At 69.3% G+C, this 13,209-nt stretch carries 15 protein-coding genes; 6 read left to right on the top strand and 9 right to left on the bottom strand.

Annotated features, from left to right (window positions below):
* The first annotated feature begins 84 nt into the window (after nucleotides 1-84).
* Together ACE3RQ_RS09915 and pth are read left to right on the top strand one after the other, a co-directional pair.
* Nucleotides 85-711: a 50S ribosomal protein L25/general stress protein Ctc gene (locus ACE3RQ_RS09915; protein ID WP_374521812.1), complete on the top strand. Its 627-nt coding sequence runs from the start codon at nucleotides 85-87 to the stop codon at nucleotides 709-711.
* A gap of 81 nt (nucleotides 712-792) precedes the next feature.
* Nucleotides 793-1,443, top strand: a complete 651-nt coding sequence (gene pth, locus ACE3RQ_RS09910; RefSeq protein ID WP_374521811.1) for an aminoacyl-tRNA hydrolase — start codon at nucleotides 793-795, stop codon at nucleotides 1,441-1,443.
* Here the strand turns inward: pth and ACE3RQ_RS09905 are convergent.
* The 5 genes from ACE3RQ_RS09905 to ACE3RQ_RS09885 are packed head-to-tail and all read right to left on the bottom strand — an operon-like array spanning nucleotide 1,398 to nucleotide 5,593.
* Nucleotides 1,398-1,691 (bottom strand): YfhL family 4Fe-4S dicluster ferredoxin, encoded by a 294-nt coding sequence (locus ACE3RQ_RS09905; RefSeq protein WP_374521810.1) that lies wholly within the window; start codon nucleotides 1,689-1,691, stop codon nucleotides 1,398-1,400. The genes pth and ACE3RQ_RS09905 overlap by 46 nt on opposite strands.
* A 10-nt stretch (nucleotides 1,692-1,701) precedes the next feature.
* Complete coding sequence (gene coaD / locus ACE3RQ_RS09900) at nucleotides 1,702-2,208, bottom strand: pantetheine-phosphate adenylyltransferase (RefSeq protein ID WP_374521809.1); 507 nt, start codon at nucleotides 2,206-2,208, stop codon at nucleotides 1,702-1,704.
* Nucleotides 2,209-2,233: 25 nt separating this feature from the next.
* A complete protein-coding gene (rsmD, locus tag ACE3RQ_RS09895; protein ID WP_374521808.1) occupies nucleotides 2,234-2,818 on the bottom strand; it encodes a 16S rRNA (guanine(966)-N(2))-methyltransferase RsmD in 585 nt (194 codons plus the stop codon).
* 28 nt (nucleotides 2,819-2,846) lie between these two features.
* Complete coding sequence (locus tag ACE3RQ_RS09890; protein WP_374521807.1) at nucleotides 2,847-4,196, bottom strand: M16 family metallopeptidase; 1,350 nt, start codon at nucleotides 4,194-4,196, stop codon at nucleotides 2,847-2,849.
* Nucleotides 4,193-5,593, bottom strand: coding sequence for a M16 family metallopeptidase (locus ACE3RQ_RS09885; protein ID WP_374521806.1), 1,401 nt, complete (start codon nucleotides 5,591-5,593; stop codon nucleotides 4,193-4,195). Before ACE3RQ_RS09885 ends, ACE3RQ_RS09890 begins: the two co-directional genes overlap by 4 nt.
* Nucleotides 5,594-5,622: 29 nt before the next feature.
* On the opposite strand from ACE3RQ_RS09885, the gene ftsY reads away from it, so the two are divergent.
* A complete protein-coding gene (gene ftsY / locus ACE3RQ_RS09880) occupies nucleotides 5,623-6,684 on the top strand; it encodes a signal recognition particle-docking protein FtsY (RefSeq protein WP_374521805.1) in 1,062 nt (353 codons plus the stop codon).
* A gap of 19 nt (nucleotides 6,685-6,703) precedes the next feature.
* Here ftsY and ACE3RQ_RS09875 read toward each other — a convergent pair whose 3' ends face one another.
* From ACE3RQ_RS09875 to senB, 4 genes are read right to left on the bottom strand one after another with little or no spacing between them, the layout of a single operon-like run.
* Nucleotides 6,704-7,405: a haloacid dehalogenase type II gene (locus tag ACE3RQ_RS09875; RefSeq protein ID WP_374521804.1), complete on the bottom strand. Its 702-nt coding sequence runs from the start codon at nucleotides 7,403-7,405 to the stop codon at nucleotides 6,704-6,706.
* Nucleotides 7,402-7,791, bottom strand: coding sequence for a RidA family protein (locus ACE3RQ_RS09870; RefSeq protein ID WP_374521803.1), 390 nt, complete (start codon nucleotides 7,789-7,791; stop codon nucleotides 7,402-7,404). Before ACE3RQ_RS09870 ends, ACE3RQ_RS09875 begins: the two co-directional genes overlap by 4 nt.
* Nucleotides 7,791-8,864: a selenide, water dikinase SelD gene (gene selD, locus ACE3RQ_RS09865; RefSeq protein WP_374521802.1), complete on the bottom strand. Its 1,074-nt coding sequence runs from the start codon at nucleotides 8,862-8,864 to the stop codon at nucleotides 7,791-7,793. Before selD ends, ACE3RQ_RS09870 begins: the two co-directional genes overlap by 1 nt.
* 22 nt (nucleotides 8,865-8,886) lie before the next feature.
* A complete protein-coding gene (gene senB, locus ACE3RQ_RS09860; RefSeq protein ID WP_374521801.1) occupies nucleotides 8,887-9,867 on the bottom strand; it encodes a selenoneine biosynthesis selenosugar synthase SenB in 981 nt (326 codons plus the stop codon).
* Between the two features lie 187 nt (nucleotides 9,868-10,054).
* Here senB and ACE3RQ_RS09855 point away from each other — a divergent pair, with 187 nt between their 5' ends.
* Genes ACE3RQ_RS09855 through ACE3RQ_RS09845 form a run of 3 tightly spaced genes read left to right on the top strand, consistent with a single transcriptional unit; the run spans nucleotide 10,055 to nucleotide 13,207 of the window.
* Nucleotides 10,055-11,362 (top strand): Rieske 2Fe-2S domain-containing protein, encoded by a 1,308-nt coding sequence (locus tag ACE3RQ_RS09855; protein ID WP_374521800.1) that lies wholly within the window; start codon nucleotides 10,055-10,057, stop codon nucleotides 11,360-11,362.
* Nucleotides 11,363-11,386: 24 nt separating this feature from the next.
* A complete protein-coding gene (locus tag ACE3RQ_RS09850; RefSeq protein WP_374521799.1) occupies nucleotides 11,387-12,211 on the top strand; it encodes an SDR family NAD(P)-dependent oxidoreductase in 825 nt (274 codons plus the stop codon).
* Between the two features lie 33 nt (nucleotides 12,212-12,244).
* Nucleotides 12,245-13,207, top strand: coding sequence for a 2Fe-2S iron-sulfur cluster-binding protein (locus ACE3RQ_RS09845; protein WP_374521798.1), 963 nt, complete (start codon nucleotides 12,245-12,247; stop codon nucleotides 13,205-13,207).
* Nucleotides 13,208-13,209 lie beyond the last annotated feature (2 nt).

The raw sequence follows: 13,209 nt of genomic DNA, 5'->3' as shown, positions 1-13,209 counted from the left end.
GGCAAACGTTAGTGGGCTGCCACGTTGGCGGCCCTTTTTCAACAGAGACGTTCTGGTCGCGGAACCTCTCAACTGGAGTCAGTCATGCAATTTGTCGCTTTTGAGCGCGCCAAGCAGGGTACGGGTGCGAGCCGCCGTCTGCGCAACAGTGGTCGCGCCCCCGGTATCGTTTTTGGTGGCAGCGCCCCCGCCGTCACCATCGAAATCGATCACAACGCGCTGTGGCACGCCCTGCGCAAGGAAGCCTTCCACGCTTCCATCCTCGACATGGAATTCAACGGCAAGGTCGAGAAGGTTCTGCTGCGCGATGTGCAGTACCACCCCTTCAAGCCCCTGGTCCTGCACGTGGACTTCCAGCGCGTGGACGAGAAGACCCGCCTGCGCAAGAAGGTGCCCCTGCACTTCGTGGGCGCTGAAGAGTCGCCGGCCGTCAAGAACGACAAGTGCCTGGTCAACCACGTGATGACCGAGATCGAAATCGAGTGCCTGGCCGTCCAGCTGCCCGAGTTCATCACCGTAGACCTGAGCAAGGCCGAGAAGGGCGCCACCATCCACACTGGCGACCTGCAACTGCCCAAGGGCACCAAGATCGTGACCCACGGTCGCACCAACATCACCGTGGCCACCATCGTGGAACCGGTGGAAGAAGTGGTGGCCGCTCCGGTCGCCGCTGCTGCCGACGACAAGAAGGGCAAGAAGGGCAAGAAGTAATTCGAGCCCCTGCTCTCGCGAAGGCCCGCCCCGTGCGGGCCTTTTCTTTTGGCGCGTGCCGTTTTGGGACAATCCACCACCATGATCAAGCTCATCGCTGGCCTGGGCAACCCAGGCCCTGACTACGAACAGACGCGCCACAACGCCGGCTTCTGGTGGGTGGACGAAGCCGCCCGGCTGCTGAAGGTGTCGCTGCACCTGGAGCGCAGCCACTTTGGGCTGGTGGCGCGCGCCAATGTGGACGGCCATACCGTCTGGCTGGTGGAGCCACAGACCTTCATGAACCTCTCGGGCAAGTGCGTGGGCTCGATTGCGCGCTTCTACAAGATCAAACCCGAAGAGGTGCTGGTGGTGCACGACGAGCTGGACCTGCCTCCGGGCGAAGCCAAGCTCAAGAAGGGCGGCGGGCACGCAGGCCACAACGGGCTGCGCGACATTCACGCCCAACTGGGCAGCGCCGACTACTGGCGCTTGCGCCTGGGCATTGGCCACCCGGGCAACAAGGCCGAGGTGGCGAACTGGGTGTTGAAAAAGCCGTCACCGGACGACCGCATCGCCATCGCGCAATGCATGGACCGAAGCCTCAAGGCCCTGCCCCACCTGATTCGGGGCGAGATGGACCGCGCCACGGTGCTGATCCACACCAGCAAGCCACCGCGGCCGAAGCCACCACGGCCCGCGCCGGCTCAGGCGCCGGCGGTGGTGGAGCCGCCCGCACCCGACGCGGCTTGAGCCGTCTGCTGCAGGCGCTGGTATTTCTGCCACAGCGTCTCGCGGTTCTCGACGTGCTCGGGGTTGACCGGAATGCAGTTCACCGGACAGACCTGCACGCATTGCGGCTCATCAAAGTGGCCCACGCACTCGGTGCACTTGGCCGGGTCGATCTGGTAGAAGTCGGCGCCCATCGAGATGGCCTGGTTGGGGCACTCGGGCTCGCAGACGTCGCAGTTGATGCACTCGTCGGTGATCATCAGGGCCATGGCGGGCTCCTCAGGCTTGCACGGGCCGCGGCTTGAGCTGCGCGGCCACGGCGGGGCTGACCATCTGGGACACGTCACCGCCCAGCGTGGCGATCTCGCGCACCAGGGTGCTGGAGATGCATTGCAGATCGGCCTGGGGCAGCAGGAACACGGTCTCCACCGCCGGGTGGAGCTTGCGGTTCATGGCGGCCATCTGGGCCTCGTAGTCGAAGTCGGTGATGTTGCGGATGCCGCGCACCACGGCGCAGGCGTGGTGGGCACGGCAGAAGTCCATGATGAGGCCGTCAAACGGCAGGGCGCGCACGCGACCCGGCAGGCCCTCGGCCACGGCCTGCACCATGTCCAGCCGCTCTTGCAGAGAGAAGCGGGTTTTCTTGTGGTGGGCGATGGCCACCGCCACGATGACCTCATCGAACAGGCCGGCGGCGCGGCGCATCACGTCTTCGTGGCCCAGGGTGGGCGGGTCAAAGGTGCCGCTGTAGACGGCCACGCGCGGGGCGGAGGTGGGCTTGGACATGGCCGGGATTATCCCAGCCTGCCGTTCAACCCGCTGGTCGTGGGCACAAGAGGTGAAAGGTCACCGCGCCGGCCTTGCCTTGGCGGTGCACGGCCAGCCCGGCGGCTTGCAGCGCGTCTTCGGTGATGGGCTGGGGCGCTTCCAGGTACACGAAGCCCTGCGGCCCGATGGCGGCGGCGGCGGCGGACAGGGCCGGCGCGAACAAGGCCTCGGCGTCGAAGGGCGGGTCGAGGAACACCACGTCCAGCCCGGCACCGCCGCGTTGGCGCAAGGCGGCGATGCCGTCGCCCCGCTCCACCCGCACCGTGCTGGCCTTGAGCTTGGCGCACAGGGCCTGCAGGCCTTTCACCAGGGCCGGGTCTTGCTCGACCAGCACCACCTCGGCAGCGCCGCGCGAGGCGGCTTCAAGGCCCAGGGCGCCGGTGCCGGCAAAGGCATCGAGGCAGCGCAGGCCGCTGAGGTCTTGGCCCAGCCAGTTGAAAAGGGTCTCGCGCACGCGCGAGGGCGTGGGGCGCAGCCCGGGCTTGTCGGCCACGGGCAACTTGCTGCGTTTCCATTGCCCGCCCAGGATGCGGACTTCGTGCGGCGCGGCCGCGGTGCTTTTGTTCATGGGGTGAGCTTAACCGTGCCGCACCCGGTCAAGGCGCAGCCCCCACCACCACGGTGACCATGCGCTCGGGCTGCAGCACGCGGGCGAAGGCGCGGCGGATGTCGGCGACGGTGACGCGGCGCACCTGGTCCGTCCAGGTGTCGAGGTAGTCGTTGGGCAGGCCGTTCCAGCCGATGTTGGCCACGTTGTCGAGCAGCTTGCGGTTGCTGTCGATGCGCAAGGCAAAGCCGTTCACCAACGACTGTTGGGCCGCCTGCAGCTCGGCCTCGGTGGGGCCTTCTGCCACGAAGCGGCGCAGCACGTCTTGGGCCACCTTCACGGCGTCGTCGGCCTGGTCGGGCCGGGTGGTGAAGCCGATCTGGAAGGCGCCGGCGTGGCGACCGGGCGCGAAGTAGCTGTAGACGCTGTAGCTCAGGCCACGCTTTTCGCGCACCTCGCTGACCAGGCGCGACACGAAGCCACCACCGCCCAGGATATGGTTGCCCACGAACAGGGGGAAGAAGTCGGGGTCGTTGCGCGCCATGCCGGGCTGGCCGATGAAGACCTGGGCCTGGGCCGCCCCGGCGAAAGGCAGGCGCTCCAACCGCGCCTGGGCCAGCGGCTTCACCTCGGGCACGTCGGCCAGGGTGGGGCAACCGTTGGGGGCGACGGCGGCGAGCAGTTCGCTGGCGATGCGCTCGGCGGTGGCGCGGTCGATGGCGCCCACCAGGCTCACCTGCGCGCGGCAGGCGCTGGCGTGGCGGCGGTAGAAGTTGGCCGCGTCGGCCACGCCGATGGCGTTCAGGCTGGCCTCGGTGGTCTGGGCACCGTAGGGGTGATCGCCGTACACGGCGCGGGCGAAGGTGCGGGAAGCCAGGGTGGCGGGGCGGGTGTCGGCCTCGCGCAGCGCGGCGATGGCGCGCTCGCGGTCGCGCCGCCACACGGCCTCGGGCCAGGCGGGGGCGGCGAGTTGCTGCGCCGCCAGGGCCACGGCGCGGCGCAGCAGATCGGGCTCGGTGAGGGTGCGCAGCTGCACCGAGAAGCGGTCGCTGGAGGCGCTGGCGCCGAACTGGGCGCCGATGTCCAGCCAGGCCTCGCTCAGGGCGTTTTCGTCGCGCGCGGGTTGGCCGGCGTGGGCCTTGACGCCCCCCGATAACAAGCCCGCCGTGGCGCTGGCCAGACCGGCCTGCTGGGCGGGGTCGCGGCGGCTGCCGCCGTCAAAGTCGATCTGCACATCGAGCATGGGGATGGACGGGCTGGCCACCAGGGCCACGCTGGCGCCGCTGGCGTGGGTCCAGCGCTCAATGGGAATGGCGGCCTGGGCGCTGAGGGACAGAACGGCGCCAGCCAGGAACAGCGCGGGCTGGCACCAGGGGGCACGAAGGGACAGGGCTTTCATCGGGCGGCAGCGGTGTCGCGGCGCTCGGGCACGAGCACGGCGGTGGTGAGTTGGGTGTCGGCGAAATAGCGGCGGGCCACGTCTTGCACCTGGGCGGGCGTGACCTGGCGCAGGGCCTGGAGCAGGCGCTCGCCGGTGTCGATGGGCAGGCCGTTCACCCAATAAGAACCGAGCTCTTGTGCCTGGGCGAACACCGAGTCGAGCTTGTAGACCTCGCTGGCCGTCCATTGGGTTTTGACGCGCTGCAACTCGGCCTCTTGCACGCCCTCGCGGGCGATGCGCTCGACCTCGGCCTTGAGGGCGGCGGCGGCGTCGTCGGGGCTCACGCCGCGCGCGGGCACGGCGCTGAGGGTGAAAACCTGCGGGCCGCGGCCCATGAGGCCGTAGCCGGCGCTGGCGCTGTCGGCCACGCGCTGGCCACCCTTGCCCTGGCCTTGCACCAGGGCACGGTCCAGGCGGGCACCGCTGTAGCCATCGAGCACGGCGGACAGCATGGTCAGGGCCAGGGCGTCGCGCTCTTCGGGCGTGTCACCGCCGCGCCACTGGGGCGCCCGGTAGGCCAGGGCCACCAGGGCCTGGTCGGCCACGGCGCGGTACTCAATGCGGCGCGGGCCCTGCTGGGGCGGCTCCGTGCGGGGTTTGCGCTCGGGCACGGCGCGCTCAGGCAGGCGGCCGAAGTGGCGCTCGGCCATGTCGCGCACCTGGGCCACGTCCACGTCGCCGGTGATGACGAGCGCGGCATTGGCCGGCACGTACCAGCGGCGGTAGAAGTCGCGGGCGTCCTGCGGGGACATGGCGTCGAGGTCGCTCATCCAGCCGATGATCGGGCGGCGGTAGGGGCTGGCCTGGTAGATGGCGGCGTTGAAGGCCTCGAACATCCGGGCGCGCGGCGAGTCTTCGGTGCGCTGGCGGCGCTCTTCTTTCACCACCTGCAGTTCGCGCTGGAACTCGTCGTCTGACCAGCGGTTGTTGGCGAAGCGATCGGCCTCCAGGCGCATGGCGTCTTCCAGGCGATCGGCCGGCACTTGCTGGTGGTAGGCGGTGGCGTCGCGGCTGGTGAAGGCGTTGTCGCGCCCGCCCAGGGCGGCCACGCGGCGCGAGAACTCGCCGGGTTTGAGGGTGTCGGTGCCCTTGAACATCATGTGTTCGAGCACGTGGGCCACGCCGGAGGTGCCGTCCACCTCGTCGATGGCACCCACCCGCACCCAGACCATGTGGGTGGCGGTGGGCGCGCGGCGGTCGGGCTTGACGATGAGCGTCATGCCGTTGGCCAGGGTGAATTGTTGGGCGGTGGTCGGGCTGGCGGGCGCCTGGGCGTGGGCCATGGGCCAGCACAGCGCCAGGCCGCTGGCGAGGGCGGCCAAGGCAGCGCGCCAGGGGGTGAAGGGTCGTTTCATAGAATGCAAATGATTCCAGAGTTGCCGAAATGTTCTCCTTCTTCCGAAAAAAGACCCCCCCTGCCCCAGCACCCGCGCCTGAAGTGGCCCCTCCGCCCGCACCGGCGGCCGCGCCTTCGGTGATGGCAGCGCCGGCGCCTGCCCCGGCGCCCGGTGCCCCCGTCGCCCCCCCGCCAGCCCCCGCGCCCGCCGCCCGCCAGGGCTGGCTGGACCGCCTGAAGGCTGGGCTGCGCAAGACCGGCAGCAGCATCGCCACGGTGTTCACCGGCACGCAGATTGACGAGGCGCTGTACGAAGAGCTGGAAGCCGCGCTGCTGATGGCCGACACCGGCGTGGCGGCCACCACCCACCTGCTGGCCGACCTGAAGCGCCGGGTGAAAGAGACCAAGACCACCGACCCGGCCGCCGTGAAGGCGCTGCTGGCCGACGCCATTGCCGACCTGCTGGCGCCGCTGCAAAAGCCGCTGGTGATTGGTGAGCACAAGCCCACCGTGATCATGGTGGCGGGCGTGAACGGCGCGGGCAAGACCACGTCCATCGGCAAGCTCACGCGCCACCTGGCCAACGAAGGGGCCAGCGTGCTGCTGGCCGCGGCCGACACCTTCCGCGCCGCCGCGCGCGAACAACTGGCGGTGTGGGCCGACCGGAACACGGTGGAGATCATCACCCAGCAAGGCGGCGACCCGGCCGCCGTGAGCTTTGACGCGGTGAGCGCGGGCAAGGCGCGCGGCAAGGATGTGGTGCTGGTGGACACGGCCGGGCGACTGCCCACCCAGCTTCACCTGATGGAAGAGCTGCGCAAGATCAAGCGCGTGGTGCAGAAGGCCGACCCCAGCGGCCCGCACGAGGTGCTGCTGGTGATCGACGGCAACACCGGCCAGAACGCGCTGGCCCAGGTGAAGGCCTTTGACGACGCCCTCACCCTCACCGGCCTGGTGGTCACCAAGCTGGACGGCACGGCCAAGGGCGGCGTGCTGTGCGCCATTGCGCGCGAGAAGCCGGTGCCGGTGTACTTCATCGGCGTGGGCGAGAAGCTCGAAGACCTGGAAACCTTTGACGCGCGCGAGTTCGCGCAAGCCCTGCTGAGCTGAGGGCCGCAGCGATGACCGGTCAACAGCCCAGTTGATCGGCCAGGTGCCCGAAGTCTCGGGCGTGCCAGGTGTTGGCGGGGTGGGCCTCGGTCACCTTTCGGTCGGCCGCGCCAAATTCCAGCGGGCGCTCCACGTAGGCGGTGGCCAGGCCGCAGGCGCGGGCGGCGTCCAGGTCGTCCTGGTGGGTGGCCACCAGCATCACCTGATCGGGCGCCAGGTCAAACACCTCGGCCACGCCCCGGTAGACGCGCGGGTCGGGCTTGTAGGCGCGGAACACCTCGGCGCTGAGCACGCAATCCCAAGGCAGGCCGGCGCGCTTGGCCATGTGGGTGAGCAGGCCCAGGTTGCCGTTGGACAAGGGCGCGATGGTGAAGCGCGCCTTCAGCCGCGTGAGGCCGGCCACGCTGTCGGGCCAGGCAGCCAGCCGGTGCCACACGCAGTTGAGGTGCTGGCGCTCGGCCTCATTGAGATGCGCCAACCCGAAGCGCGGCAGGATGCCGTCCAGGATTTCGCGGTGCAGGGTGTCGAGCTTCACCCAGCCGCGCCCGCCGGCGCGCACCGCCTGCATGGCGGGCTGGTAGCCCGCGCGCCAGGCCAGGGCAAAGGCGTCGGCGTCCACCTGCGGGTAGCGGGCGCTCACCTCGCGCACGATGCTGCCGTGCCAATCGACCACGGTGCCGAACACGTCGAACACCAACACCGACACCGACACCTCGCTCATGCTGCCCCTTTCCAGGCCGTGACCTCGATTTCGATCTTCATGCGCGGGTCCAGCAGGCCGGCGCTGATCATCATGGCCGCCGGCCGGGCGCGCTCGAAATGGCGGCGCAGCACGGGCCAGCAGGCCTCGAACAAGCTGGGGTCGGGCAGCACGTAGGTGACGCGCACCACCTGGTCCAGCGTGCAGCCGGCCTGGGCCAGGGCGTGCGCGATGTTTCGCAGGCACTGCTCGGTCTGCTCGGCCACGTCCTCAGAGATGGCCATGGTGGCGTAGTCAAAGCCGGTGGTGCCGGAGACCAGCACCCACTCACCCGCCACCACGGCCCGGGAATAGCCGATCTGCGCCTCAAAGGGCGAGCCCGAGCTGATGTGGCGGTGGGCCACCATCACGCCACCTGCAGGCGAATGCCGTCGTGGCGGCCGTCCACGATGTCGCCCACCTCGGCCGCCTGGGCGAAGCCGTGCTGGCGGAATACGGCGAGCACGGCGTCCACCGCTTCGGGGGCGCAGGCCACCAGCAGGCCGCCGCTGGTCTGCGGGTCGGTGAGCAGGGCGCGCTCGGTGCTGCCCAGGTGCTCGGCCAGTTGCACCTCGGTGCCATAGGCGGCCCAGTTGCGGCCGCTGGCGCCGGTGACCAGCCCGGCCGCCGCCAGGGCGTGGGCCTCGGGCAGCAGGGGCACGCGGGCCAGGTCCAGGCGCACGGTGCTGCCCGAGCCGCGCGCCATTTCCAGCGCGTGGCCGGCCAGGCCGAAGCCGGTGACGTCGGTGAGCGCGTGCACGCCATCGAGCGCGGCCAGGTCGGGGCCGGGGGTGTTCAGGCGGGTGGTGTTGGCGATCATCTCGGCGTAGCCCTCGGGGCCGAGCTTGTCTTTCTTGAGCGCGGCGGAGTACACGCCCACGCCCAGCGGTTTGCCCAGGATGAGGCGGTCGCCCACGCGGGCGTCGGCGTTGCGCTTGACGCGCTTGGGGTGCACCAGGCCCAGGGCCACCAAGCCGTAGATGGGTTCGACCGAGTCGATGGTGTGGCCACCCGCGATCGGGATGCCCGCGGCCTGGCACACGCTCTGCCCACCGGCCAGGATCTTGCCAATGGTCTCGGTGGACAGCACGCTGATGGGCATGCCCACCAGGGCCAGGGCCATGATGGGCTTGCCGCCCATGGCGTAAACGTCGCTGATGGCGTTGGTGGCGGCGATGCGGCCAAAGTCGAAGGGGTCATCGACGATGGGCATGAAGAAGTCGGTGGTGGCGATCAGGGCCTGCTCGTCGTTGAGCTGGTACACGGCCGCGTCGTCGGCGGTTTCGATGCCCACCAGCAGTTCCTTCGGAATGGGCATGGCGGCCGTGCCCTTGAGGATGTCGCTGAGCACGCCAGGGGCGATCTTGCAGCCGCAGCCGCCGCCGTGCGAGAGGCTGCTCAGGCGGGGTTCGGTGGCGGTGGGGGTGGTGGGGGCGTTCATGGGGTCTCCAGAGGGCCGGGGCTCAGGGCCAGCCGGCCAGGCAATCGATCAGGCGGGCTTGTTCGGTGTCGGGCCGAAACAGGGCCGCGCGCTCCCCGCATTGTGCTTGCAGTGCCGCCAGGGCGCCGCGCGGGGCGGCCATTTCCTGGCGCAGTTGGCGCAGGCGCGCCACCAGCGCGGGCACGTCACCAGGCGGGAAATAGCCGGCGTAGGCATCGCCCAGCATGCCCACGTTGCCGTCCACCCGCGAGGCCAGCACCGGCGTGCCGCTGAGCACGGCCTCCATCACGGCGTGCGCGCCGCCCTCCATGGCGCTGGGGTGCAGCAGCAGGTGGGCGCGCTGCAGGCGCCGGCGCGCGGCCACGTGCGGCAGGCCGCCCAGCCAGCGGTAGTGCGGGCAGGCGGCGGCGGTGGCCCGGGCGGCCTCGGCCCAGGCGGGCTCCAGCGCGGCGCCGATGTGGTCGATCCGGATGCCCTCGCCGGGCGCAAGGGCGCGCGCGGCCTCGAACACCACCTCGGGTGCTTTTTCGGCGCGCAGGTGGCCCAGCACCACCACGCGCAGGTGGCGGTCGGTCTTGGGCAAGGTGCGCCACGCGGTGCCCGAGGGGAACACCACCCGGCACTTGTCGCGCCATCGCTCGGGCACGGTGAGGGGCGCGCGCTCCTGCAGGACGATGAGCCGGTGCGCCAGGGCCAGCGAGCGCTGCGCGGCGGCGTCGGTGGCGATGTCGCGGTAGAGGTCGGTGCCGGTGAGGGCCAGCAACAGCGGGCGATCGGGGTGGGCCTCGGCCCAGGCCGCCACCGAGGCGGCCGAGCGGCGCGCGTGCAAGGCCAGCAGCGCATCGGCCGGCTCGCCATCGGGCCACTCGCGCGCCAGGCGCACCCGCCAGGCCGGGGCCAGCAGCCGGGCCCAGCGCTGCGCGGTCTGCCAGTTGCCGTTGTTGGCGTCAGCGAAGGCGGGGGTGACAAGGCACAGGCGGGGGCGAGCGTCGGGCGTGGGCATGCGCGGATTGTGGCGACGGCGGGGGCCTGGTTCAGAACATAGGGAAATCCCTCAGAGGAAAAAACCGGTCTTTATGTACATTGCATTTGCAATTGCACATGCAATACCAACTGCAAGAGCAACAAAGGAAAAACCAGCCGCCTGACGCCGAGACCGGAACGGGCACCGCACACCACAGGAGAAGACGATGAGCAACGACGCGATGCAACGAGACAACGAGGAAATGACGCGGGTCGGCCCGGGCACCGTCATGGGCAAGCTGATGCGCCAGTACTGGCTGCCGGCGCTGCAATCGAACGAGTTGGAGGCCGGCGGTGCCCCCGTTCGCCTGCTGCTGCTGGGCGAAAAGCTGATCGCGTACCGCAGCCCGAACGGCTCGGTGGGCGTGATGGACCACCGCTGCTCGCACCGCAACGCTTCGCTCTTCTATGGCCGCAACGAAGAAGGCGGCATGCGCTGCGTGTACCACGGCTGGAAGTTCGACGCCACGGGCCAGTGCATTGACGTGCCCAACATCCCCAACGGCGATGCCTTCCGCCAGAAGGTGAAGAACACCGCCTACGCCACCTTCGAGAAGCACGGCATCGTGTGGGTGTTCATGGGCGACCAGAGCCAGATTCCGGCCACGCCGCGCATCGAGGTGATGGAAGCCGGCGAGGGCGAGATCGAGCTTGAGTTCGCCATGCGCGAGAGCAACTACCTGCAGTGTCTGGAAGGCGACATCGACACCTCGCACCTGGCCTTCCTGCACGTGGGCAACGTGGAGCCCGAGCAGCTGGAAGCCTCTGACCCGATGAAGTACGTGGTGGCCAACCGCCGCCCCGAGCTGGAGGTGAGCGACGCGCCCTGGGGCACCACCTACTGCGCCTTCAAAGACGCCGATGGTGGCGGCAAGTACCTGCGCTTCGCGAACTTCATGTTCCCCTTCTGGACGCAGGCCCCGCAGGGTGAGTTCGACACCAACCTGTTCTCGCGCGCCTGGGTGCCGCTGGACGACACGCACACCATGTCGGTGACCATCACCTGGAAGCGTCGCCCGCCGACCTTCCGCCCCATGAAGAGCGGCGAAGAGCTGCCCGGCGTGGCCCCGCTGGAGCTGCTGCCCAACACCACCGACTGGCTGGGCCGCTACCGCACGGTGCAGAACCTGGCGAACGACTACCTGATCGACCGCGAGGCCCAGCGCACCAACCGAATCTACACCGGCATCGCCAACATCGGCATGCAAGACCAGGCCATGACCGACTCGATGGGCGAGATCACCGATCGCTCCCGCGAGCACCTGTCGCCCAGCGACATCATGATCGCCCGCACCCGCCGCCGCCTGCTGCGCGCTGCCCGTGCCCTGGCCACCGACGGCACCCCGCCTCCCGGCGTGAACGACCCGTTCGTGTACCAGCTTGCCCGCAGCGGCGAGATGCTGGTGGACAAGGTGGATTCCTGGCAGGAGGTCTATGAGGCCCGCCTGAAGGAAGCCGTTCGCATCGCCGGCTGAGCCCCCACAGCAGAAGGACGCCACATGGCCCACTCTCTTCAAGGCAAGGTCGTGGTCATCACCGGTGCCGCGCGCGGCATCGGCGAAAGCCTCAGCCGCGCCTGCCTGGCCCACGGCATGCGCGTGGTTGCACTGGACCGCAGCTGGGACAACACCAGCGCGTTTCGCGACGAGCTGCTGGCCCTGGGCGCCCTGCCCTTGTCGTGCGACATCACGCAAGACAGCGAAATCGACGCCGCCCATGCGCAGGCCATGGCGCGCTTCGGCACGGTGGACGTGCTGATCAACAACGCCGCCATGCGCCAGCGCGACTTCTATCCCGACAGCGGTGCCTGCACCGTGCTGGGCACGCAAGACAGCCACTGGGAGCGCATGTACCAAGTGAACGTGGTGGGCTCACTGAAGGTGATCCGCCGCTTCATCCAGCCCATGCTGGCCCAGCGCAGCGGCAGCGTGATCAACGTGTCGGCCAATGGCAGCCTGACACACGACCTGGGCGGCGGCGTCTCGGCGGGCAACCACCCGCACCTGATGAACCAGCCCTACGACGCTACCAAGGCGGCCTTCACCAGCCTCTCTTTCTACCTGGCAGAAGAGGTGAAGGCGCAGAACGTGGCCGTGAACGTGATCTTCCCCGGCGCCACGCGCACCACCGGCTCGGACGATCTGGCCGAGGGGCGCGCGAAGCTGGGCTTTTTCTCCGACTTGCTGGCGCCTGAGCACGTGGTGCCGGTGTGCCTGTACCTGGCGGCGCAAGACGGCGCCGGCGTCACGGGCCAGGCCTTCGACGTGGTGCCCTGGAACGCTGCCCAAGCCAGGTCCGCCGCCACTGAGCCCCAGGTGGCCTGAGCCCTTCACCGACCTTTCTGAGTTTTCACATCCATGGTTTCGAACAAGCTCAACGTCCGCGTTCAACGCATTGACGACCTCGCCGATGGCGTGCGGGCGTTCGAACTCGTGCCGGTGGAGGGCACCGAGCTGCCCGCCTTCACCGCCGGCGCCCACATTGACCTGCACCTGGCACCTGATCTGGTGCGCTCGTACTCGCTCTACAACAACCAGGACGCCGCCAACGCCTACCAGGTGGCCGTGGCGCTTGACCCCAACAGCCGCGGCGGCTCGCGCTTTCTGTTCGAGCAGGTGAGCGCCGGCCAGACCATCGCCATCTCTCCCCCGGCCAACCACTTCGCGCTGGTGGAAGACGCGCCGCACACCGTGCTGGTGGCCGGTGGCATCGGCATCACGCCACTGTGGGCCATGGCGCAGCGCCTGACGCGCCTGGGCCGCCCCTGGACGCTGCACTACGCCGCGCGACGCGCCGCCACGGCCGCTTTCCGCGAGGAACTGGCCGCCCTGGCGGCCGCCGGCCATGGGCAAGTGCACTTCAGCTTTGGCGACGACCCGCAACGCCGCTACATCGACCTGCAACAGGTGTTTCGCGACGCGCCCGCCGGCACGCACTTCTATTGCTGCGGTCCGCAAAAAATGATCGACGGCTTCCTGGCGGCTGGCCAGCAGCGCCCCAGCGACACCGTGCACGTGGAGTTCTTCGAGGGCGTGGCGCCCACCGGTGCCGATGAGGCCTTCACGGTGGAACTGGCCAAGTCGGGCAAAACGCTGCAAGTGCCCAAGGGCCAGACCATCCTGGAAGTGGTGGAGCAAGCCGGCATTCAGGTGGCCCACGCCTGCAAGGAAGGCGTCTGCGCGGCCTGCGAGGTGCGCGTGATCGACGGCCTGCCCGACCACCGCGATCTGGTGCTCTCGAAACAGGAAAAAGCCGAGAACAAAAGCATGATGATTTGCTGTTCCGGCTCGCTATCATCCAGGCTCATTCTTGACCTCTGACC

The sequence above is a fragment of the Hydrogenophaga sp. genome, assembly GCF_041913525.1.
Lineage (GTDB): Bacteria > Pseudomonadota > Gammaproteobacteria > Burkholderiales > Burkholderiaceae_C > Hydrogenophaga.
The sequence above is the reverse complement of the archived record's forward strand: the minus strand, read 5'-3'. Positions and strand labels throughout refer to the sequence as shown.